The organism is Nitrosomonas sp. Nm166 (genome assembly GCF_900112825.1).
GTDB lineage: Bacteria > Pseudomonadota > Gammaproteobacteria > Burkholderiales > Nitrosomonadaceae > Nitrosomonas.
Genome location: NZ_FONE01000016.1, coordinates 30,652 through 52,128, shown reverse-complemented (window position 1 = coordinate 52,128; position 21,477 = coordinate 30,652). Strand labels below are relative to the sequence as shown.

Sequence of the window (21,477 nt, the reverse complement as noted above, 5' to 3'; positions counted from 1 at the left end):
ACTTTCGCTTCCTTATTTTTTGGCCGTACTCGCACTGTCAGGTAATTCAAAAAAAGTATATGAAACAGTCACAGTGTGTATATCTGCAGGCAATCCTGGCTCAATTACAAATTGAACTGGCATTTGCCTAGTTTCATTGGGCTTCAACACTTGCTTTGTAAAACAGAAGCACTCAAATTTCTTCAAATGCTTATCTAGAAAACGCGGGCTATAGCTGGGTATTGCTTGCCCGCTAATTTCACGATCTGAATTATTGGTAATCTCATACATTACACTGATCGATTCACCTGGATGAATACGAGCACTGGTTTGCAAGGGCTTAAATTGCCAAGGCAATCCTCTTGTATTGGCATCAAACTCAATTGTTACCCAGCGCTCTTCATCCACCCAGTTATCTTTCGCCAGTACATCTGGTCGCAACAGATTATTAATTCCGGTTACTTCACAAAACTTCTCATAGAATGGCACAAGAGCAAAGCCAAAAACAAACATTATCAATGTGAAAACTAACAGTTTTCTCATCATTAAAACGTTTGCCTTTATATTACTATTTACCATTCTTTTAATATAACCGTTATATAAATCGCTGCAACCATGATTAACAGAAATATTGCCGTTCTATATTTTTTACGCTTTATATCTGTCTCTTCTGACATATGTTTCTCTTGCTTATTTCTACTTAAGAACAGGTGGTTTTTCAAAACTATGATATGGAGCAGGTGTTGGTAAATGCGTCCATTCCAAAGTTGTGGCACCATCCCATGGTTTCTCCGGTGCTTTTTCTCCACCACGAATGCAATTAATCATAATGTACAGGAAAAGAAGCTGGGTCAATCCAAACCCAAATGCACCGATACTAGATATCATATTAAAATCTGCAAATTGCAGATTATAATCTGGAATTCTACGTGGCATACCTGCTAATCCTAAGAAATGCTGCACGAAGAATGTCAAATTAAAGAAGAACATTGACAACCAAAAATGCCATTTACCCAACGTTTCGTTGTACATACGACCGGTCCATTTTGGTATCCAGTAATAGGCACCCGCAAACAGTGAAAATAATGCTCCTGATACTAATACGTAATGGAAATGTGCAATTACATAATATGTATCTTGAACTTGTATATCAATTGGAACAATCGCGCAGATTACTCCACTCAATCCACCGATCACAAACAGGAAAATAAAACCTATTGCGAATAGCATTGGTGTTTCAAATGACATCGAACCGCGCCACATCGTCGCTGTCCAGTTAAATACTTTAACGCCAGTCGGCACAGCAATCAGCATGGTGGCATACATAAAAAACAATTGACCAATTGCTGGCATACCTGCTGTGAACATGTGATGCGCCCACACAATACAGGAAAGAATTGCAATTGATGCAGTTGCATAAACCATCGATGAATAACCGAACAGTGGTTTGCGTGAGAAAGTTGGAATAATCTCAGACACGATACCAAATGCAGGCAAAATCATAATATAAACTTCTGGATGACCAAAAAACCAGAAGATATGCTGAAACATCACTGGATCACCGCCACCAGCTGCATTGAAGAAGCTGGTCCCAAAATGACGATCTGTTAATAGCATTGTTACCACACCCGCCAGCACTGGCATAACCAGAACCAGTAAATAGGCAGTAATCAACCATGTCCATACGAACATGGGCATTTTCATTAATGTCATGCCAGGCGCCCGCATATTTAAAATGGTTGTAATGATATTAATTGAGCCCATGATTGAGGAAGCACCCAAAATATGAACTGCAAAAATCATCAGATCAACGCCTATACCCCCTTGAGTAGAAAGCGGTGGATAAAATGTCCAGCCACCTGCCGCAGCACCACCCGGCGCAAAGAATGAACCTACCAGCAAAGTTCCTGCTACTGGTAATAACCAAAAACTCCAGTTATTCATTCGCGCAAATGCCATATCGGGCGCACCAATCATGATGGGTACTTGCCAGTTAGCAAAACCCACAAAAGCCGGCATAATGGCGCCAAATACCATGATCAAGCCATGCAATGTTGTAAATTGATTAAATAATTCAGGCTCTAATATTTGAATACCCGGCTGATATAACTCAGCACGAATTCCCATGGCCAAAAATCCACCAATTAGGAACATCGTAAAACTAAACCACAAATACATTGAGCCAATGTCTTTATGATTAGTTGTTGTAACCCAGCGCATTATTCCACTGGGATGATGGTCATCATGTCCATGACCATGTACGTCACCATGTACTGCTGCCATAGTTATCTCCTTTTACTTATTTTCTATATGCATTGATGTTTTAACTGTAGATGTACTCAGCTGAGCAGCCGCCCATTTACTATACTCATCTGCTTCCATCACTTCTACCACAATCGGCATAAAACCATGATCTTTGCCACACAATTCAGCACATTGACCACGATAAATCCCTGGTCTATCTGCCGTGAACCATGTGTCACGAATAAAGCCTGGAATAGCATCTTGCTTAATACCCAGCGCTGGCACCCACCAAGCATGAAGCACATCATTTGCCGTTAGAATAACGCGCACTTTCTTGCCCACTGGCACAACCACGCGATTATCCACCTCTAACAAATAATTCTCACCCTTAGTTTCCTTATTCTCGACTTGAGCTCTTGGTGTAGATAATTTGCTAAAAAAACTAATTCCCTCGCCTTCACCCTGAAGGTAATCGTACCCCCACATCCATTGATAACCTGTAGCTTTAATGGTCATATCAGGACTTGAGGTATCTTTCATCGCAATAACTGTCTTTGTGGCTGGATATGCCATAAAAATAAGAATGAGACACGGTATGACAGTCCAGATAATCTCAACTGTTGTGCTATGATGAAAATTTGCTGCTTTATAGCCCAGAGATTTACGGTGTTTGAGTACAGAATAAAACATGACGCCAAATACACCGACAAAAATAGCCAAACAAACCCACAAAAGCATAAGATGCTGATCATAGATATCTTTTGCTATGATACTCTGCGGCTCGGGAAAGTTATACTTACCCACCGCCATGCTTGAGTATAAAGCGAGAGCAGATACTCCCGCCAAAGTTACTACTGATTTACTTCTCATATTTCCCCCACATGATTACTAATTTTACAGATTTCAGGTATGACCATGAACGAACGCTACAATCTGAATACCTATCTTGTTTAGTAGCTTACGGAAGTCATACACCAACATCTTATTTTTTAAAACCACACCATGATTGGCGATAATTACATTTTTGATTGAATTTCCTTGTTATCCGTAGCTTAGATTTCTTAGTTATAGATATCTTCTACATGCTAATTAATCAAGAAGAAATTTTAGCATGTCACTGCAGCCCAAACAAGGAAAATTCATGATTTTTATAGCAATATTACCCTGTTTATAAAATGGTATTGCTATTTTATTGTTTTCAAGAGCAGCTCTTTTCAAACAGAAAAACCTCCTTTTCTATAAATTTCATTCTTCTGGCATCTCACTTGTTTTATTCGATTTAATTAAGCACTCACTCCATCTAAATAAAGCACCCCGCCGCAAGCTGCGGGGTATTAACTGCGCTTTTCAATCTGCTGGTTTTTCAACCAGCTTTCGCCCCAAGGAGCGGAGAATTGAACCAGCAGAGATTAAAATCTGTTAAGCATCACGCCATTAATGGTTAGAAACTATTCACCGCTAATTTCCGATAAACTCGATATCAATTTTCCAAGATGTGCACCACATCGATCGATCTCACAATTTCTTATAACAATCAACACATACTCAATAAGTTGACAAAAGTGTGCCATGCATTTCTAGCATCGTCAGATGCTCGGTCAGCTGTAGTTTCGGACTAGGCCAGCATTGCGAAATTCGATTTTAAAACTGAATCTAAGATTTATTATAGATAATTAAAAGGCTTTAATCGGGGGGTAGGTACTAACAAAAACACAACCCTAAACTAACTTAATCAATAACATCACCAGCAAAACAATAATGATTATAGGTACAATAAAGCCCATCCAATCCGAAGAAGTGCCTTTAGGGCTATTTCTCATCCTATCCAAAGCAGCTGGAAACAGAATCACTATAAACATTACAAGCGCTAATGCAGAAATAATTTGCATCCAATCCATAAGAACTTTCCTTCATTCTCCATTTACCCAAAAAAAACCCCGGATAAACCGGGGCTCTGAATATTCATTTAAATATTGCTGGGATTAATCATCATTACCCATAATACCCAGAATTTGTAATAAGCTGATAAAAATATTGAAAATTGTCATATACAATCCAATCGTTGCTAATACATAATTGGTTTCTCCACCATGGATAATACGACTCGTATCATAAAGAATGAAACCACTCATAATCATGATCACAACAGCAGATATCATTAATGACATAGCCGGTATAGCTAGGAAAATGTTTGCCACTGCTGCAAGCAATACCAGCAGGAAGCCCACCATTAGAAAGCCACCCAGAAAACTAAAATCTTTTCGTGTGGCTAGTGCATAGGCAGATAAGCCCATGAATATAACACCTGTGCCCCCGAGCGATAGAGTAATAATATTCCCACCATTTGGCAAAGCAGCATACATACTCAGCACCGGTCCTAAACCAAATCCGAGCAAGCCAGTAATCAAGAAGACAATTCCGATACCAGCTGTCGAATGAGCAAAACGAGGCAGTACAAACATGGCAATTACCATACCGCCAATCACAGATATCAAATAAGTCATTGGTGGCATGTTCAGAAACATTGAAAGTGCAGCAGTAAAACCACTGAACAATAATGTCAGCGACAAGAGCATGTAGGTATTGCGCAATACTTTGTTAGTCGCTAAAGCCGATGAGGATCTTTGAGCAACTGTTGGGTAGTCTTGATTCATTTGAAATAACCTCCAATTTAAGAATTAAATACTGAACCATTCTAACAAGATAATAAGACTAATGTGTCTCATTTATAGTTCAAAACATACCAAAATGGGTAATTAGCTTAAAACTACAACCTCATTTTCTGAAAATCATAATTCCCATCTCATAACATACTTATCTTTTGGGCCGACTATTTTTCCGTAGCTTTCGTTAGCGTAAAATTATAAATTAAAAAGAATCCTCCCCGCTCCACCAAAGTAATATTTAAGTTAACAAGACCTGCGTCAAAGTTCGCAATGCCTGAATAATTGATGCGCTTCTCTCCCATAAGAGAAAGTGCGCTTATTGTACGCGAAAAATTAAGCTCCTGAATTGACCGAAACCGACCAAAACTACGATAAAAATCCATCAATTGATCGAGCTGCTCATCACTTACCGCTTGTTTGGCTTCGGGTGCCAAGTGAGTCAGAAGCGCACGTTTTTCCCAGCTGGAAATTTCCGTTAATATTTGCGCAACAGCAGGTTCCGCACTTTTACTATAATGGTCTTTTTCACGGTTGGTATAAAAATACAGCATCATAACCAGCGTTAGGAAGACGATTATAGTAATGCGTAATGTTTGGGTTTGCATGAATTTGAATTACCCCCAATCAATTATAAATTGCTCTCTTCCCACAGATTGCCATTGAGCCCATTTCCTGGTAAAGCAATACCAAAATGATGATAGGTGGCTATCGTAGCCATACGTCCCCTTGCAGTACGTTTAAGAAACCCTTGCTGGATCAAATAAGGCTCCAGTACATCTTCAATAGTATCTCGCTCTTCACCGATAGCTGCTGCAAGATTATCAACTCCGACTGGGCCTCCACTGAATTTTTCCAACACGGCTAGTAATAATTTTCTATCCATGACATCCAGACCTATGGCATCCACATCCAGCAGACTTAGAGCAGCATCTGCTACTGAACGAGTAATATGCCCATCGGCTTTAACTTCGGCAAAATCACGCACCCGACGCAGTAATCGATTAACAATCCGTGGAGTACCCCGTGAACGGCGCGCAATCTCAAATGCACCATCCGATGATATTTTCACATTCAATAATCCTGCAGAACGAATAACAATTTTGCTCAGCTCTGTTGGCGCATAAAATTCTAACCGTGAAACTATTCCAAAGCGATCCCGTAACGGATTAGTAAGCATTCCGGCGCGCGTGGTAGCGCCAACCAAAGTAAAAGGAGGCAAATCCAATTTCACAGAACGCGCAGCCGGGCCTTCGCCAATCATAATATCCAACTGGTAATCTTCCAATGCTGGATAAAGAATTTCCTCTACCACTGCAGAGAGGCGATGGATTTCATCAATAAATAAAATATCATTGGGCTCCAGGTTCGTCAGCAAAGCCGCTAAATCGCCCGGGCGTTCCAAAACCGGCCCAGAGGTTTGACGCAAATTAACTCCCATTTCCTTGGCAATAATGTGCGCCAAAGTAGTTTTGCCTAAACCTGGTGGACCAAATAATAAAACATGATCAAGCGCTTCGTTACGATTTCTGGCTGCTTCAATAAAAATCTGTAACTGGCCCCGAATTTTTTCCTGACCGACATATTCTTCCAGTTGTTTAGGGCGTAGCGCACGCTCCAGAATTTCTTCCTGAGGTGATGAAGATACTGCAGTAATCAATCGATCTGTTTCAATCATTCAGTAGCCCAGGTTTTGTATTTATCATCTTTCCTTGGATAACAATTGCAATGCCAGACGTATGCCATCAGTTACATTGGCATTAGCAGGAATTTGCTTGACAGCCCAACAAGCCTCCCGATCACTATAACCCAATGACAACAAAGCATTAAGCACGTCATTACCATGAATAGAAGCAGGTATGGCTCGATCTAAATTGTTCATTGCAAGATCCAATTTATCCCGTAATTCCAGCAACAAGCGCTCAGCCGTTTTTTTCCCAATTCCAGGAACTCTGATAAGCCGAGCGCTATCTTGCGTAGCCACAGCATGATGTAAATCAGGCACGCTCAAACCGGATAGAAGAGCTAATGCAGTTCTTGCACCGACCCCGGAAATCTTTACTAGTTGACGGAAGGTCCGACGCTCAGATTCCGTTGCAAAGCCAAATAGCAAATGCATATCTTCACGTATTACAAGATGTGTATACAACGTAGTTTGTGTCCCAATTGCTGGGAGATCATAAAAAGTACTCATTGGCACATCTACTTCATAGCCAACGCCTTGTACATCTAACAACACCTGTGGTGGATGTTTCTCCAGCAATGCACCGGTCAACCGCCCGATCATATCAAACGCCCTCGTTTCATACGGTAACCTGTTATTGAAATTCCTCCCAGTCCTAGTCCACCATGCGCATGACATATCGCGCACGCTAGGGCATCTGCGGCATCAACACTTGGACTGCTGGCCAAACTCAATAAGCGCATAACCATTTCTTGCACTTGATCTTTTTTTGCATGACCATTGCCCACAACTGCCTGTTTTACTTGCAGTGCGGTATACTCAGCCACTATCAGATTGTTCATCACTGCGGCGCAAATAGCCGCACCACGCGCCTGACCCAGCAATAATGTTGATTTGGGATTGATATTGACGAAAACCTGCTCAATGGCAACCTGCTCAGGTTGATATTGGATGATAACTTCATTCAAGTTATCCAGAATCAATTTGAGGCGAGCAGGCAACTCACCTTCAGATGTTTTAACACAGCCGCTGCTGATATAGATTAGATTGCCGCCTTTTTTATCTATTACACCAAAACCAGTAATCCGCAAGCCAGGATCTATGCCGAGAATACGAATTCTATCACCTGTTCTATAATTCTTATTCGTCAAAAACTACTGTGGTGTACACATTCTGCACATCATCAAGGCTTTCTAGCGCATCCAGTAATTTCTGCATTTTAACCGCATCATCGCCAACTAATAATGCTTCATTGATTGGTTTCATGGTTACTTCTGCTAATTCTGCTTTAAAACCAGCTTTCTCCAGCGCTTCCTTAACCGTTATAAACTCATAAGGCGCAGTAATCACCTCTATACTTCCATCATCATTATTAATCACATCTTCAGCACCTTCTTCCAATGCAACTTCCATGAGCTTATCCTCATCGGTTCCCGGTGCAAAGATTAATTGGCCGCAATGTTTAAATAAAAAGCTGACTGAACCATCCGTACCTAAATTACCACCATACTTAGTAAAAGCATGGCGCACATCAGCTACCGTACGAACGCGATTATCAGTCATGCAATCAACCATTACCGCAGCCCCCCCTATTCCATACCCTTCATAGCGAATCTCTTCATAATCCACACCTTCTAAATCCCCGCTACCACGCCTGATTGCGCGTTCAATATTATCCTTTGGCATATTCTGATCGTATGCTTTATCGACGGCTAATCGTAAGCGCGGATTAATATTGATATCTCCACCACCCATCCGAGCGGCAACCGTTATTTCTTTGATGAGCCGGGTAAATACTTTACCACGCTTAGCATCCTGCGCAGCTTTTTTGTGCTTGATATTAGCCCATTTACTATGACCTGCCATTTTATTTACACCCTTTGCCGAAGTAGGTCTATATTAATACCCCTAGGGATCAAGTTACTTTGATAACATGTTCTGTTTGTCAAAAAACCTCATCTGGCCCAAACATTGTTACTCGACTGTCACTGCTTTAGCCAAATTACGCGGCTTATCAACGTCCGTACCTCTCTCCAAGGCAACATGGTAAGCCAGTAACTGTAATGGAATGGTATGAAGAATTGGGCTAAGTAAACCTGCATGCTCCGCTAACCGAATTACATGCAAATGCTCACTTGGAGTTATCTGGGAATCAGCATCTGCAAATACATAGAGCTCACCGCCTCGTGCATGCACTTCTTGCAGATTTGATTTAAGCTTACCTAACAGCTGATCATTGGGAGCAATTGCAACAACTGGCATTTCGCTATCCACCAAAGCCAATGGACCATGTTTTAATTCTCCGGCTGCATAAGCTTCTGCATGAATATAGGATATTTCCTTAAGCTTAAGCGCTCCTTCCATAGCTATGGGATAATGAACACCTCGCCCAAGAAACAGCGCATGATGTTTTTTAGCAAAACCTTTGGCCCAAGTCTTAACTTGGGATTCAACTTGTAACGCATTCTGCAGCGCCGCTGGTAAATGACGTAACGCTGCAATCATCTGATGCTCACTTTCGCTGGACAATTGATGACGCATTTTCGCCAGCGTCACTGTGAGTAGCAAAAGTGATGCTAATTGGGTAGTAAACGCTTTTGTTGAAGCCACACCAATTTCAGGGCCTGCCCGAGTGAGGAACCGCAAGTCAGTTTGTCGTATTAATGCGCTTTCTGGCACATTACAGATAGCCAAGCTATACTGATGACCTAGTTTTCTAGCATAACTTAGTGCTGCCAAAGTATCTGCGGTTTCTCCCGACTGAGAAATCCCTACCACCAGCGTATCTGGATCTGCAATAGGGTCGCGATAACGATATTCGCTAGCAATCTCAACATTGCAAGGTAGCCCAGCAACAGTCTCCATCCAATATCGTGCTACCAAACCCGCATGATAACTGGTCCCACATGCCAGGATCAGGATATGTTTCGTTTTGGAAAATATTTTTTCCGCTTCACTGCCAAATAAATTAGGCGAAATTGACCGTGCATTAAATACCATTTCCAAGGTATTAGCCACAGCACTCGGCTGCTCGAATATTTCCTTCTGCATGAAGTGTGCATAAGGACCTAATTCAATTGCCTCATTCGATAAGTGGCTTTCATGTACGATGCGTTCTACCACTTCTCCTAATTGATTATGCAGACAATTTACAATTCGATAGCCATCGCTATTTAATTCAGCAACATCACCTTCTTCAAGATAAATGATATCCCGCGTAGCTTGTAACAAAGCAGAAGAGTCAGATGCTACATAATTACCATCTTTCCCTAGTCCTATAAGGAGTGGAGCGCCATTTCGCGCAGCCACAATACGTTCCGGATGCGCTTCTTCCATAACAGCGATGGCATAAGCGCCTTGTAACTCTGCGATGGATAAGCAAACTGCTTTAAACAAATCAGCCGTTTGCCTAAGCTTAAACGCTATCAAATGGGCAATTACTTCGGTATCAGTATCTGAGGAAAACTTGAATCCCTGATTTTTCAGATGAGCGCGTATTTCTTCATGGTTCTCTATGATTCCATTATGTACAACAGCAACTCGGGATTCCACTTCAGATAAATGAGGATGGGCATTGCGTTCTGAAGGCTCTCCATGGGTTGCCCATCGTGTATGGGCTATTCCAGCGAACCCCCATGCTTCTTGCTGTGCTGCAAGTTTGCTCAATTCAGTTACACGGCCTGTGGTGCGTAACCTTTGTAATCCATGATTGGTCACTACCAGGCCGGCAGAATCATATCCCCTATATTCAAGGCGCAACAACCCTTCCAATAGCACAGGAACGATATTGACATTCGCAATAGCACCCACTATTCCACACATCCAGATTTTCCTCCCACTTATCCTAATAGAAAAACAAATATGTCATACACTATTATTTTGACTTCGTTGGACGCTTCCATTCCGAGAAACTGACTTGTTTAACTCTCGTCAGAGTCAAAGCATCCCCTGGGGTATCTCTTGTAATCGTTGATCCGGCGCCGATTGTTGAACCTTTAGCAATTTTAACCGGCGCAATAAGTTGTGTATCAGATCCAATAAATACATCATCTTCTATAATTGTCTGGTGCTTATTCGCGCCATCATAATTGCATGTGATTGTTCCCGCACCGATATTGACATTTTCTCCAACTATAGAATCACCAATATAACTTAAATGATTAGCTTTACTGCCTAATGCTATGCGGCTATTTTTAACTTCGACAAAATTACCAATATGAACCTTGTTGGAAAGCCTAGTACCGGGACGAATGCGCGCATAGGGACCTATCTTACAATTTTCACCTATTTCTGTATCTTCAATTAAGCTATAAGGTGAAATAGTAGTATCTGCTGCTACAGTTACATTCTTTAATATGCAATTTGCACCGACTTGCACACGATCACTCAGTCTAACAATTCCTTCGAAAACACAGTTAACATCAATCTTAACATCAGCTTCACAAACAAGCTCTCCACGTACATCAATTCGCGCTGGATCTGCCAGACTGACTCCCTGATCAAGCAATTTATTTGCCTGTTCCTTTTGATAAATACGCTCAAGCTCGGCCAGTTGACGTTTATTATTAACACCCATCACCTCCCAAAGGTTTGTAGATTGTGAGGATGTAACAGGAACATTTTGCCTGCCTGCTATTGCGATTATATCTGTCAAATAATACTCATGCTGGGCATTCTTATTCTCAAGTTTGGGTAACCACTCGTGCAGATGAATATTAGGAACGAGCATGATTCCGGTATTAATCTCATGTATGCTTTGCTGCTCAGTGCTGGCATCTTTTTGTTCAACAATGGCCGTGATTGCTTTTGTTTCTGGATCACGCACAATCCTACCATAACCGTCTGGGTCCTCTACCACTGCCGTTAGCAATGCACAATATTTTCCTTGCGCTGTAATGATTAATTTCTGAAGTGTATCCAGGTTTATAAGAGGAACATCTCCATACAAGATAAGCGTCAAACCATCCTTATCAAGATGAGGTTGCGCTTGCATTAACGCATGTCCTGTTCCTAGCTGCTGCTCCTGCATGATCCAATCGAGATCATCGCCAGTGATCAATTGTTTAACCATTTCCCCTCCATGGCCGATGACAATGCAGATCTTATGAGGTAACAATAGCCTAGCTGTATTGACTACATGCAGGAGCAGCGGATTGCCTGCTAAAGTATGTAACACTTTAGGAAGAGAAGATTGCATGCGTTTTCCAGCACCTGCTGCAAGTATTACGACATTAAGCTTTGACATGATATTGCGCCTTTCTTAAATTTCAATGATTCGGTAAAATTCAGAACCATACATCAAGTATCTCAAGCTTCCAAAGTGAAATTTTAATGCAGTTAGCTTAGAATTACAGGCATAAAAAAGGCGACATATGTCGCCTTTTTTACTAGAAATATAATAATCAATGTTTACGTTTTCTTAGCTTATCAATCGCAGCCAATTGTGCCATGGCTTCCATTAATTCAGCTTGTGCTTTTGCATAATCCAATTCAGATTCACGATTTTTCATTGCTTCTTCCGCTGCGCGTTTCGCTTCCAAGGCCTTTGCTTCATCAAGATCATGACTACGTACTGCGGTATCAGCCAGTATGGTAACAATATCGGGTTGAACTTCAAGCATACCTCCCGATACATAGACAAGTTCTTCTTCTTTTAATTGCGCTTTGATGCGCACCATTCCCGATTTGATTCTTGTCAACATGGGCGTATGATGCGGATAAATACCTACTTCACCCATTTGAGCAGGCGCAACTAAAAATTCTACCGGGCCAGAATAAATAGATTCCTCGGCACTAACGATATCAAGATGAAAAGTGATACCCATCAAAATTATCTCTAAGTTATTGAATTGTTTTAGCCTTTTCTACAGCTTCTTCGATGCTTCCGACCATATAGAATGCTTGTTCCGGCAGCTCATCATATTCACCTTCCACAATACCCCTGAAACCTTTAATAGTATCTTTAAGAGATACATATTTTCCTGGAGATCCCGTAAAGACCTCGGCCACATTAAATGGTTGTGATAAGAATCGTTGAATTTTACGTGCCCGACTAACTGCCAATTTATCTTCGGGTGACAATTCATCCATGCCCAAAATAGCAATGATATCTCTTAATTCCTTATAGCGCTGTAATGTCTGCTGTACGGCCCGTGCAGTATTGTAGTGATCTTCACCCACAACTTGTGGATCAAGCTGGCGCGAGGTTGAATCCAAGGGATCCACCGCCGGATAGATACCTAAAGAAGCAATATCACGAGATAATACAACGGTTGCATCCAAGTGCCCAAAGGTTGTGGCTGGGGATGGATCAGTCAAGTCATCAGCTGGTACATAAACAGCTTGTATGGATGTAATAGAACCTGTCTTTGTTGAGGTAATGCGCTCTTGCAGTCGTCCCATCTCCTCAGCCAACGTCGGTTGATAGCCCACAGCTGATGGCATACGGCCCAATAATGCTGAAACCTCGGTACCTGCTAGTGTATAGCGATAAATATTATCAACAAAAAATAATACATCGCGACCTTCATCACGGAACGATTCTGCCATCGTCAAACCTGTCAATGCCACTCTTAAGCGATTACCGGGCGGCTCATTCATCTGCCCATATACCAATGCAACTTTATCAAGAACTTTAGATTCTTTCATTTCATGGTAGAAGTCATTCCCTTCGCGGGTACGTTCACCAACACCTGCAAATACTGAATACCCACTGTGCTCAATCGCAATATTACGAATCAACTCCATCATATTCACTGTCTTACCAACACCTGCACCGCCAAACAATCCAACTTTACCGCCTTTTGCAAAGGGACAGATCAGATCGATCACCTTGATGCCGGTTTCCAATAACTCAGTAGATGCTGACAATTCATCAAACTCGGGTGCTTCGCGATGAATAGACATGCTTTGTTCTGCGCCAATTTCACCCATTTCATCGATGGGACGGCCTAAAACATCCATAATACGACCTAATGTCTTAGTTCCAACAGGAACAGTAATCTGTTTACCGGTATTTCTAACTCTCATTCCGCGACGCAGACCTTCAGAAGATCCAAGTGCAATGGTACGCACCACACCATCACCCAATTGTTGTTGCACTTCCAATGTAAGTTCGGCGCCTTCCATTACTAATGCATCATAGACTTTGGGGATTGATTCACGTGAGAATTCCACATCAATTACTGCACCAATACACTGAACAATTTTTCCTTCACTCATTGTTGTTCCCTAAATACTAAAAATGTTTTAAACAGCCGCAGCACCCCCGACGATCTCGGACAATTCCTTGGTAATTGCCGCTTGTCGAGATTTATTGTAAATCAACGTTAATTCATCGATGACATTCCCTGCATTATCAGATGCAGCTTTCATAGCCACCATCCTTGCGGATTGCTCAGATGCCATATTTTCAGCAACGGCTTGATATATCAATGCTTCTACATAACGTATCATGATATCATCTATAACAGGCCTTGCTTCCGGCTCATAGATGTAATCCCATGGTACTTTTGGTTTATCATTATCTTGCTCACTGCCACGAATGCGCTCATCTGTCAGAGGAAGCAACTGCTCCATCACAGGTTCTTGCTTCATGGTGTTTATAAAGCGATTATAAAAAATATATACTCGATCGAATCGATCCTGCGTATAACCATCCAATACTACCTTAACTGCACCAATGAGCTTCGCCATATCGGGTGTATCGCCAAGCCCCACGACCTGTGAAGTCACATTGGCGCTTATCCGACTCATAAAACCTAACCCCTTGTTGCCTATGCAGCACACTTCTATTTGCTCACCTTCTGCTTGCCAAGCCTTCATTTGATTAAGCGCTTTGCGCAAAACATTGGTGTTTAATCCACCACAAAGCCCTTTGTCAGAGGTCACAACAATAATACCAACACGTTTAACAGTATCTCTTTCGATCAAAAACGGATGATGATATTCTGTATTTGCTCTGCTCATATGCGCAGCAACATTACGTATTTTTTCACCGTAAGGTCTAGCTTTTTTCATACGATCTTGAGCCTTACGCATTTTAGATGCCGCCACCATTTCCATGGCACGTGTAATCTTTTGCGTATTCTTTACGCTCTTTATTTTATTACGTATTTCTCTACTGCCGGCCATTGCTTAGTATGTTCCGTTTTGCTTGAATTCTTGAATTGCCGCTGCCAATTCTTTTTCTGTTTCAGCATCGAGTTCTTTATTTTTTTCAATTTTCTCAAGAATTGCACTATGCTGACTGCGTATATAGTTTTTTAAAGCAGACTCAAATGCCAGCGCTCGTTTAACTTCGACATCATCATAGTATCCATTGTTAATCGTAAACAAAGTGAGGGCCATTTCAGAAACACTTAACGTGGCATATTGCGGTTGCTTCATTAGCTCAGTTGCCATCTTTCCGCGCTCTAACTGCTTCCGTGTTGCCTCATCCAGATCAGATGCAAACTGAGCGAATGCAGCCAGTTCCCGATACTGAGCTAACGCCAAGCGAATGCCCCCGCCTAATTTTTTGATCACTTTTGTTTGCGCTGCACCACCTACACGCGATACTGATACACCTGCATTAATAGCTGGACGAATACCTGCATTAAACAAATCTGTTTCCAAAAATATCTGCCCGTCTGTAATTGAAATCACATTGGTCGGCACGAAAGCAGTCACGTCACCAGCCTGTGTCTCAATGATTGGCAAAGCTGTCAGTGATCCCGTCTTACCTTTTACTGCTCCATCTGTAGCCTTTTCTACATAAGCCGCACTGACCCTAGCCGCTCTTTCCAACAATCGTGAATGCAAATAGAACACATCACCAGGATAAGCTTCCCGACCTGGTGGACGTCTCAATAACAATGAAATCTGCCTGTAAGCCCATGCTTGTTTTGTTAGGTCATCATAAACAATCAGAGCATCTTGACCCTTATCGCGAAAATATTCACCCATGGTACAACCGGAATAAGGTGAGATAAATTGCATCGCTGCTGATTCGGAAGCGGTTGCAGCTACCACAATGGTATACTCCATTGCGCCATGCTCTTCCAGTTTACGTACTACATTTGCTATCGATGAAGCCTTTTGTCCGACCGCAACATAAATACACAGCATGTTTTGGCCTTTTTGATTAATAATGGCATCAATGGCAACTGCAGTTTTTCCTGTTTGTCGGTCTCCAATAATCAGCTCACGCTGACCACGTCCGATTGGTACCATCGAATCTACTGATTTCAGCCCTGTTTGAACAGGTTGATCCACTGACTGCCTCCAAATAACACCTGGAGCAATTTTTTCTATAGGCTCCGACCGCGCTGCGGTGATTGGACCTTTGCCATCTACAGGCTGTCCTAGTGCATTGACAACCCGCCCCAGCAAGCCTTCACCAACAGGCACTTCCAGAATGCGTCCAGTACATTTGACAGTATCACCTTCGCGAATATGCTCATAAGCACCCATGATAACTGCACCTACTGAATCACGCTCAAGATTCAGTGCCAGACCAAATGTATTGCCTGGAAATTCCAACATTTCACCTTGCATCACATCAGATAAGCCGTGAATACGAACAATACCATCTGTAACAGATACGATAGTTCCTTGAGTACGAACTTCTGCTGTATCAGCAAGTCCTTCTATCCTTTTTTTAATCAGTTCACTGATTTCGGATGGATTTAACTGCATTTCATTTAACTCCTAGCTTTTAAGGGCAACAGCCATGGATTCAAGTTTACCGCGAACTGAAACGTCAAGAATTTCATCACCAATCTCAACTTTAATCCCACCTATCAATTCCGGATCAACACTTACCTGAGCTTCTATCTTACGTTTAAATTTTTGCTCAAGATCATCAACTAATTTTTTTAGTTGTCTACTTTCTATTTCAAATGCGCTGGTAATTTTTGCTTCTAAAACGCCTTCATGCTGCGCTTTTAAATATTCAAACAGTTGACTGATCTCAGGCAGTACGGATATACGCTTATTTTCTGCCAACAACATAATAAGATTGTGAGCCTCAGCACTGAATTTATTTTTGCCAATCTCTAAAAATATCTCACTTAGCTGTTTCGTAGAAACCATCGGATTACCAATCAGTGACTTAACACGCTCATCTTCAACGATCTCTGCCGCAAGCTGTAATGTTTTTGACCATTGAGATAAGCCATTACTTTTCATAGCAAGCTTATAAACCGCATCTGCATACGGTCTTGCAACAGTAATCGCCTCAGTCATTATTTTAGATCTTCCTGTATAGAATCAAGTAGATCTGCATGCGCTTTCGCATCCACCTCGCGACGGAGTATTTTCGCAGCTCCCGCAACCGCTAGTTCAGCAACATGCTGCCGCAAAGCTTCTTTCGCACTAAACATTTCATGTGCGATATCTGCTTTTGCAACTGCAATCATCCGATCGCCTTCTTCTTTTGCTAATTTTTTTGCTTCCTCAACAATTTCTGTAGCCCTTTTCTCTGCTTGCAAAATTATTTCTGAAGCTCGCTGCTTTGCTTCCTTTAGCACATCCGATGAGCGTTGGCTTGCCAATTCCAATTCATGACGTCCTCTCTCTCCCGCAGCTAATCCATCAGCAATTGTTTTTTGACGTTCCTCGATTGCACGCAACAAGGGCGGCCATACATATTTAACAGTAAACCAGATGAATATTGAGAAGGCTATCGCCTGAGAAATTAAAGTAAAGTTAATATTCATGACAAGCCCATAATATTTAATCTATACAGCCATAACATTATTATTGAATCACTGCCAGCAAAGGATTACCGAACGCAAACAGCATTGCCAGACCCACAGCAATAATAAACGATGCATCCGTTAAACCCAGCAAAAGAAACACTTTGCCTTGCAAAGTCGGTATCATTTCAGGCTGACGTGCTGCACCTTCCAGAAAACGACTGCACATCACACCCACACCGATACATGCACCTGCCGCACCAAGACCGATCATCAAACCGATACCTATACCGGTATATGCTTGAATCATCGCCAAAAACTGCAAATTCTCCATTTTAAGTTCCTTTTATAAGATTAATGATTTACGAAATAAAACTTTTAGACTAATGCGATTCATGCGCCATTGATATATAGACAACTGTCAGCATCATAAAAATAAATGCTTGCAGAGTAACAATCAGAATATGAAATATCGCCCACCCCGCCCCCAAAATCGCACCAAAGAAAGAACCACTTATTCCGGTTGCAGCCCACATTCCGAGCAATAAGAAAATTATTTCACCCGCATAGATATTTCCGAACAGGCGCAGTGAGTGTGACAATGGTTTGGATACGTATTCAATGAAGTTAAATAATAAATTCAGCACCCAAAGAAGAGGATTTTTTCCAAAGGGTGTACAAAAAAGTTCATACGCCCAACCACCGACCCCTTTGACCTTTAGGTTGAAAAATATCATCAGAAACCAAACTGACAATGCCAATGCAAAGGTTGTATTCACATCAGTCGTTGGTACCGTCCGCCAGTTATGCAGCCCAAAGACGCGCTCATAAATCCAAGCCATAATATCAATTGGCAAAATATCCATGGCATTCATCATCAAAACCCACACAAAAACTGTTAGCGCAGTAGGTGCTACAAATTTATGACGATTTCCATGAAATGTATTTTTTACTTCTTTATCGATAAATTCGATCGTAAGTTCAACAAATGCTTGGCGTCTGGATGGCACCCCTGGTGTTGCTTTACGTACCACTAGCCAAATAAATCCAAAGCTTATAACACCAAGGATGATAGAGGTAATCAGCGTATCAATATGCAAAACCCAGAACGAACCATCCCCGACTTGCGTCGTTAGGTTGGTTAAATGATGATCTATATACGATGTTGGAGTTAATTCTGTGTCTGATGCCATGCGTTGCCTGCTTTTTATTTAATTTATCTTACTTTATATTATCCGATACAAACAACGCCATACTATGAGCCAATACAGTGAGAATAAATGTACCAATAAACGCAAATACATTAATACCTTCAAAATTCTTGAACACTATCCACAACAGAATCACAATTAGGCTTATCTTGATAAGCTCAGCCCTTACAGCAGTCCTAATCGCCTCACCAGCTGTATAACCTTTATGATGCGAGATAATTATTGCAAACACCGCGGAAGATATCAGACTAACCATTCCTCCCAGCATCGCTGATATTGCGCTATGCAAATCAGATAAAACAACAACAACACTCATCACAGCCAAAGTGAGAAATAATTGCACTCGTAGCACAATACCAAGCGGTCTATTTCTTATCCAAGACATCCTCTATTCTATCCTTGGAACAGACAGCGTTATCTGCACTTAAAAAAGGCCGTATGCTAAACTAATTAACTTATTCAGTCAATGTGCACGGAATTCCCAAAGCGATCCTTCTGAATTAACCGTCTTGTGATCTTATTCACTGCGTATTACATTTACGTTATTGTTAGATGTTCTATGCTAGAAGTAAAATTTTTATCCTTCGCCTCAGCGCTGCCGAGTTTTATCTGCAAACGAAGCTCATTCATGGAATCAGCATTCCGCAATGCATCTTCATAGCTAATTTTTCCCGCTTCATAAAGCTCAAATAATGCGGTATCAAATGTCTGCATCCCCATTTCACGGGATTTTTTCATTATTTCTTTAATTTCGTGAACATTTCCCTTAAAAATTAGATCAGCGATGAGTGGAGAATTCAGCAGCACTTCGATCGCAGCCACCCGTCCCTTTTCATTTTTTGCAGGTATCAATCGTTGTGCCACGAGCGCCCTTAAATTCAACGATAAATCCATTAACAGCTGAGTACGTCGCTCTTCTGGAAAAAAATTAATAATACGGTCGAGCGCCTGATTCGCACTATTGGCATGCAAAGTACCCATACACAGATGACCGGTTTCAGCAAACGCAATTGCATGCTCCATCGTTTCACGATCCCGTATTTCACCGATCAGAATCACATCAGGGGCTTGCCGCAATGTATTTTTCAAGGCTGCTTCCCATGACTCAGTATCAACACCCACCTCACGTTGAGTGATCACACAATGGATGTGTTCATGCACATATTCCACCGGATCTTCAATAGTAATAATATGACCATAGCTATTTTTATTACGATGGCCGATAAGTGCCGCCATGGATGTGGATTTTCCCGAACCGGTGCCACCTACAAAAATCACCAGACCACGCTTACTCATTACCACTTCTTTGAGCACCGGAGGCAAGCCTAAATCATCAAACTCAGGAATCTTGCTTGTAATCGTACGCAACACGATACCAACGCGTTGCTGCTGCACAAAAGTATTCACTCGGAAACGCCCTATCCCGGCAGGATTAATTGCGAAATTACACTCCTTGGTTGTCTCGAACTCAGCCGCTTGTTTGTCATTCATAATGGCTCTGGCCAGTATTTCGGTGTGTTGTGCAGATAATGGCTGCTGAGAAACTGGTGTCATTTTTCCATCAATTTTGAATGCAGGTGGAAATCCAGCCGTAATGAACAAATCCGAAGCCTTTTTGCCAAGCATCAGACGTAGCAGATCTAGCATAAATTTGGTTGCTTGTTCTTTATCCATAGCATATCCCTAGAATTCTGATCAATCTAAACAATTTTCAAATCTTGAAGTTATCTTTATTCATCGCCTTGCTTCGCGCCTCGGCCATAGAAATCACATTGCGCTTCACCAAGTCTATTAAATTCTGGTCCAATGTTTGCATGCCCACGTTCTGCCCCGTTTGAATTGCCGAGTACATTTGCGCAACTTTAGCTTCCCGTATCAGATTACGAATTGCTGGTGTACCGATCATGATTTCATGGGCGGCTACACGGCCCTTGCCATCTTTTGTTTTTAAAAGAGCCTGTGAAATAACAGCGCGTAATGATTCAGATAACATCGCACGAATCATTTCTTTTTCTTCTGCTGGAAAGACATCAATGATACGGTCAATAGTCTTGGCAGCAGAGCTGGTATGCAACGTACCGAAAACCAGATGCCCTGTTTCTGCAGCAGTCATTGCCAACCGTATAGTTTCAAGATCGCGCATTTCACCCACCAGAATGATGTCAGGATCTTCACGTAATGCTGAGCGTAATGCATTAGAAAAACTTAAGGTATCTCGTCCGACTTCGCGCTGATTAATTAAGCATTTTTTACTCTCATGCACAAACTCTATGGGATCTTCGAGAGTCAGAATGTGACCATAGTCATTTTCGTTAATGTCATTAATCATGGCCGCCAACGTGGTAGATTTTCCGGAACCCGTCGGACCTGTGACCAAAACCACACCGCGCGGTTGCTTAGCAATTTCAGCAAATATTTTGGGAGCTTTGATATCTTCTAAACTCAAAACCTTTGATGGAATCGTTCGCATGACAGCTGCAGCGCCACGTTGTGTATTGAACGCATTAACGCGAAAACGTGCAAGATTTGGAACAGCAAACGAAAAATCACATTCCAAATGTTCTTCATAAGATTTTCGCTGGCTGTCATTCATGATATCGTACACCATATTGTGTACTTCTTTGTGATTCATCTCGGGCAGATTAATACGCCGAATCTCGCCATGTACTCGGATCATTGGCGGCATACCTGCAGATAAATGCAAATCTGAGGCACTGTTTTTAACGACGAAAGCAAGCAGCTCTAATATATTCATTGGATGTCCTTTTGTGACAATGCGAAACAGGAATACCAATTGTTCGGAAAAACGTCACAATTTTAGGCAATAAACCTCTGAGTTAGCCTGCTTATTAACGGGACGAACATATGAAAATTGAGGAAAACTGACTATAAAATTACGCAGTAGTAAGCAATTGAAAATTGCTTTTATTAAATAATGGCTTATTTTCAGGAAAATAATTTCAAAGCATCACTGTATCGTTTAGCGATCACGATGATTAATCTTAATGGAATCCCTA

The 21,477-nt window shown here is 41.7% G+C and carries 23 protein-coding genes; all 23 read right to left on the bottom strand.

All coding sequences use genetic code 11. The features are described 5' to 3' along the window. Positions 1–12: 12 nt before the first annotated feature. The 23 genes from BM021_RS06400 to BM021_RS06290 all read right to left on the bottom strand — a co-directional run bounded on the left by BM021_RS06400 (position 13) and on the right by BM021_RS06290 (position 21,215). A complete protein-coding gene (locus BM021_RS06400; RefSeq protein WP_090720033.1) occupies positions 13–558 on the bottom strand; it encodes a cytochrome c oxidase assembly protein in 546 nt (181 codons plus the stop codon). Positions 559–675: 117 nt separating this feature from the next. Next, entirely contained in the window at positions 676–2,262 is a 1,587-nt protein-coding gene (ctaD, locus tag BM021_RS06395) for a cytochrome c oxidase subunit I (protein ID WP_090720031.1), read from the bottom strand. A gap of 12 nt (positions 2,263–2,274) precedes the next feature. Further along, positions 2,275–3,093, bottom strand: coding sequence for a cytochrome c oxidase subunit II (gene coxB, locus BM021_RS06390; RefSeq protein ID WP_090720029.1), 819 nt, complete (start codon positions 3,091–3,093; stop codon positions 2,275–2,277). Between the two features lie 848 nt (positions 3,094–3,941). Continuing rightward, positions 3,942–4,121 (bottom strand): hypothetical protein, encoded by a 180-nt coding sequence (locus BM021_RS06385; RefSeq protein ID WP_090720027.1) that lies wholly within the window; start codon positions 4,119–4,121, stop codon positions 3,942–3,944. An 84-nt stretch (positions 4,122–4,205) separates the two neighbouring features. Beyond that, positions 4,206–4,877, bottom strand: coding sequence for a Bax inhibitor-1/YccA family protein (locus tag BM021_RS06380; protein WP_090720025.1), 672 nt, complete (start codon positions 4,875–4,877; stop codon positions 4,206–4,208). Positions 4,878–5,053: 176 nt separating this feature from the next. Continuing rightward, a complete protein-coding gene (locus BM021_RS06375; RefSeq protein ID WP_090720023.1) occupies positions 5,054–5,494 on the bottom strand; it encodes a hypothetical protein in 441 nt (146 codons plus the stop codon). Positions 5,495–5,517: 23 nt separating this feature from the next. Further along, on the bottom strand, positions 5,518–6,564 hold the full coding sequence (ruvB, locus tag BM021_RS06370; protein ID WP_090720021.1) for a Holliday junction branch migration DNA helicase RuvB: 1,047 nt from the start codon (positions 6,562–6,564) through the stop codon (positions 5,518–5,520). A gap of 24 nt (positions 6,565–6,588) precedes the next feature. Next, positions 6,589–7,173, bottom strand: a complete 585-nt coding sequence (ruvA, locus tag BM021_RS06365; protein ID WP_090720018.1) for a Holliday junction branch migration protein RuvA — start codon at positions 7,171–7,173, stop codon at positions 6,589–6,591. Further along, positions 7,170–7,688, bottom strand: a complete 519-nt coding sequence (gene ruvC, locus BM021_RS06360; RefSeq protein ID WP_090720062.1) for a crossover junction endodeoxyribonuclease RuvC — start codon at positions 7,686–7,688, stop codon at positions 7,170–7,172. Before ruvC ends, ruvA begins: the two co-directional genes overlap by 4 nt. Before the next feature lie 22 nt (positions 7,689–7,710). Next, entirely contained in the window at positions 7,711–8,436 is a 726-nt protein-coding gene (locus BM021_RS06355) for a YebC/PmpR family DNA-binding transcriptional regulator (protein ID WP_090720016.1), read from the bottom strand. Positions 8,437–8,544: 108 nt separating this feature from the next. Continuing rightward, positions 8,545–10,392, bottom strand: coding sequence for a glutamine--fructose-6-phosphate transaminase (isomerizing) (glmS, locus tag BM021_RS06350; RefSeq protein WP_090720014.1), 1,848 nt, complete (start codon positions 10,390–10,392; stop codon positions 8,545–8,547). A gap of 52 nt (positions 10,393–10,444) precedes the next feature. Continuing rightward, positions 10,445–11,815: a bifunctional UDP-N-acetylglucosamine diphosphorylase/glucosamine-1-phosphate N-acetyltransferase GlmU gene (gene glmU, locus BM021_RS06345; protein WP_090720012.1), complete on the bottom strand. Its 1,371-nt coding sequence runs from the start codon at positions 11,813–11,815 to the stop codon at positions 10,445–10,447. Between the two features lie 157 nt (positions 11,816–11,972). Continuing rightward, complete coding sequence (locus BM021_RS06340) at positions 11,973–12,395, bottom strand: F0F1 ATP synthase subunit epsilon (protein WP_090720010.1); 423 nt, start codon at positions 12,393–12,395, stop codon at positions 11,973–11,975. A 16-nt stretch (positions 12,396–12,411) separates the two neighbouring features. Beyond that, entirely contained in the window at positions 12,412–13,791 is a 1,380-nt protein-coding gene (atpD, locus tag BM021_RS06335; RefSeq protein ID WP_090720008.1) for a F0F1 ATP synthase subunit beta, read from the bottom strand. A 27-nt stretch (positions 13,792–13,818) separates the two neighbouring features. Then, complete coding sequence (atpG, locus tag BM021_RS06330; protein ID WP_090720006.1) at positions 13,819–14,703, bottom strand: F0F1 ATP synthase subunit gamma; 885 nt, start codon at positions 14,701–14,703, stop codon at positions 13,819–13,821. A 3-nt stretch (positions 14,704–14,706) separates the two neighbouring features. Next, positions 14,707–16,248 (bottom strand): F0F1 ATP synthase subunit alpha, encoded by a 1,542-nt coding sequence (atpA, locus tag BM021_RS06325; RefSeq protein WP_090720004.1) that lies wholly within the window; start codon positions 16,246–16,248, stop codon positions 14,707–14,709. Positions 16,249–16,260: 12 nt separating this feature from the next. After that, positions 16,261–16,797, bottom strand: a complete 537-nt coding sequence (locus BM021_RS06320; protein WP_090720002.1) for a F0F1 ATP synthase subunit delta — start codon at positions 16,795–16,797, stop codon at positions 16,261–16,263. Continuing rightward, on the bottom strand, positions 16,797–17,270 hold the full coding sequence (locus tag BM021_RS06315; RefSeq protein WP_090720000.1) for a F0F1 ATP synthase subunit B: 474 nt from the start codon (positions 17,268–17,270) through the stop codon (positions 16,797–16,799). Before BM021_RS06315 ends, BM021_RS06320 begins: the two co-directional genes overlap by 1 nt. Before the next feature lie 40 nt (positions 17,271–17,310). Beyond that, the gene (gene atpE / locus BM021_RS06310) at positions 17,311–17,583 is read right to left on the bottom strand and encodes a F0F1 ATP synthase subunit C (protein ID WP_046848906.1); all 273 of its coding nucleotides are present in this window, start codon (positions 17,581–17,583) and stop codon (positions 17,311–17,313) included. A gap of 49 nt (positions 17,584–17,632) precedes the next feature. Beyond that, positions 17,633–18,442, bottom strand: coding sequence for a F0F1 ATP synthase subunit A (atpB, locus tag BM021_RS06305; RefSeq protein ID WP_090719998.1), 810 nt, complete (start codon positions 18,440–18,442; stop codon positions 17,633–17,635). A gap of 28 nt (positions 18,443–18,470) precedes the next feature. Beyond that, the gene (locus BM021_RS06300; protein WP_090719996.1) at positions 18,471–18,845 is read right to left on the bottom strand and encodes an ATP synthase subunit I; all 375 of its coding nucleotides are present in this window, start codon (positions 18,843–18,845) and stop codon (positions 18,471–18,473) included. Between the two features lie 152 nt (positions 18,846–18,997). Further along, entirely contained in the window at positions 18,998–20,134 is a 1,137-nt protein-coding gene (locus BM021_RS06295; RefSeq protein ID WP_090719994.1) for a PilT/PilU family type 4a pilus ATPase, read from the bottom strand. 37 nt (positions 20,135–20,171) lie between these two features. Then, positions 20,172–21,215, bottom strand: a complete 1,044-nt coding sequence (locus tag BM021_RS06290; RefSeq protein ID WP_090719992.1) for a type IV pilus twitching motility protein PilT — start codon at positions 21,213–21,215, stop codon at positions 20,172–20,174. Between the last annotated feature and the right edge of the window lie 262 nt (positions 21,216–21,477).

What these genes read in the sequence shown, in the direction of transcription:
- BM021_RS06400 (WP_090720033.1), bottom strand. Translation starts at nt 558, where the DNA reads ATGGTAAATAGTAATATAAAGGCAAACGTTTTAATGATGAGAAAACTG.
- ctaD (WP_090720031.1), bottom strand. Translation starts at nt 2,262, where the DNA reads ATGGCAGCAGTACATGGTGACGTACATGGTCATGGACATGATGACCAT.
- coxB (WP_090720029.1), bottom strand. Translation starts at nt 3,093, where the DNA reads ATGAGAAGTAAATCAGTAGTAACTTTGGCGGGAGTATCTGCTCTCGCT.
- BM021_RS06385 (WP_090720027.1), bottom strand. Translation starts at nt 4,121, where the DNA reads ATGGATTGGATGCAAATTATTTCTGCATTAGCGCTTGTAATGTTTATA.
- BM021_RS06380 (WP_090720025.1), bottom strand. Translation starts at nt 4,877, where the DNA reads ATGAATCAAGACTACCCAACAGTTGCTCAAAGATCCTCATCGGCTTTA.
- BM021_RS06375 (WP_090720023.1), bottom strand. Translation starts at nt 5,494, where the DNA reads ATGCAAACCCAAACATTACGCATTACTATAATCGTCTTCCTAACGCTG.
- ruvB (WP_090720021.1), bottom strand. Translation starts at nt 6,564, where the DNA reads ATGATTGAAACAGATCGATTGATTACTGCAGTATCTTCATCACCTCAG.
- ruvA (WP_090720018.1), bottom strand. Translation starts at nt 7,173, where the DNA reads ATGATCGGGCGGTTGACCGGTGCATTGCTGGAGAAACATCCACCACAG.
- BM021_RS06355 (WP_090720016.1), bottom strand. Translation starts at nt 8,436, where the DNA reads ATGGCAGGTCATAGTAAATGGGCTAATATCAAGCACAAAAAAGCTGCG.
- glmS (WP_090720014.1), bottom strand. Translation starts at nt 10,392, where the DNA reads ATGTGTGGAATAGTGGGTGCTATTGCGAATGTCAATATCGTTCCTGTG.
- glmU (WP_090720012.1), bottom strand. Translation starts at nt 11,815, where the DNA reads ATGTCAAAGCTTAATGTCGTAATACTTGCAGCAGGTGCTGGAAAACGC.
- BM021_RS06340 (WP_090720010.1), bottom strand. Translation starts at nt 12,395, where the DNA reads ATGGGTATCACTTTTCATCTTGATATCGTTAGTGCCGAGGAATCTATT.
- atpD (WP_090720008.1), bottom strand. Translation starts at nt 13,791, where the DNA reads ATGAGTGAAGGAAAAATTGTTCAGTGTATTGGTGCAGTAATTGATGTG.
- atpG (WP_090720006.1), bottom strand. Translation starts at nt 14,703, where the DNA reads ATGGCCGGCAGTAGAGAAATACGTAATAAAATAAAGAGCGTAAAGAAT.
- atpA (WP_090720004.1), bottom strand. Translation starts at nt 16,248, where the DNA reads ATGCAGTTAAATCCATCCGAAATCAGTGAACTGATTAAAAAAAGGATA.
- BM021_RS06320 (WP_090720002.1), bottom strand. Translation starts at nt 16,797, where the DNA reads ATGACTGAGGCGATTACTGTTGCAAGACCGTATGCAGATGCGGTTTAT.
- BM021_RS06315 (WP_090720000.1), bottom strand. Translation starts at nt 17,270, where the DNA reads ATGAATATTAACTTTACTTTAATTTCTCAGGCGATAGCCTTCTCAATA.
- atpE (WP_046848906.1), bottom strand. Translation starts at nt 17,583, where the DNA reads ATGGAGAATTTGCAGTTTTTGGCGATGATTCAAGCATATACCGGTATA.
- atpB (WP_090719998.1), bottom strand. Translation starts at nt 18,442, where the DNA reads ATGGCATCAGACACAGAATTAACTCCAACATCGTATATAGATCATCAT.
- BM021_RS06300 (WP_090719996.1), bottom strand. Translation starts at nt 18,845, where the DNA reads ATGTCTTGGATAAGAAATAGACCGCTTGGTATTGTGCTACGAGTGCAA.
- BM021_RS06295 (WP_090719994.1), bottom strand. Translation starts at nt 20,134, where the DNA reads ATGGATAAAGAACAAGCAACCAAATTTATGCTAGATCTGCTACGTCTG.
- BM021_RS06290 (WP_090719992.1), bottom strand. Translation starts at nt 21,215, where the DNA reads ATGAATATATTAGAGCTGCTTGCTTTCGTCGTTAAAAACAGTGCCTCA.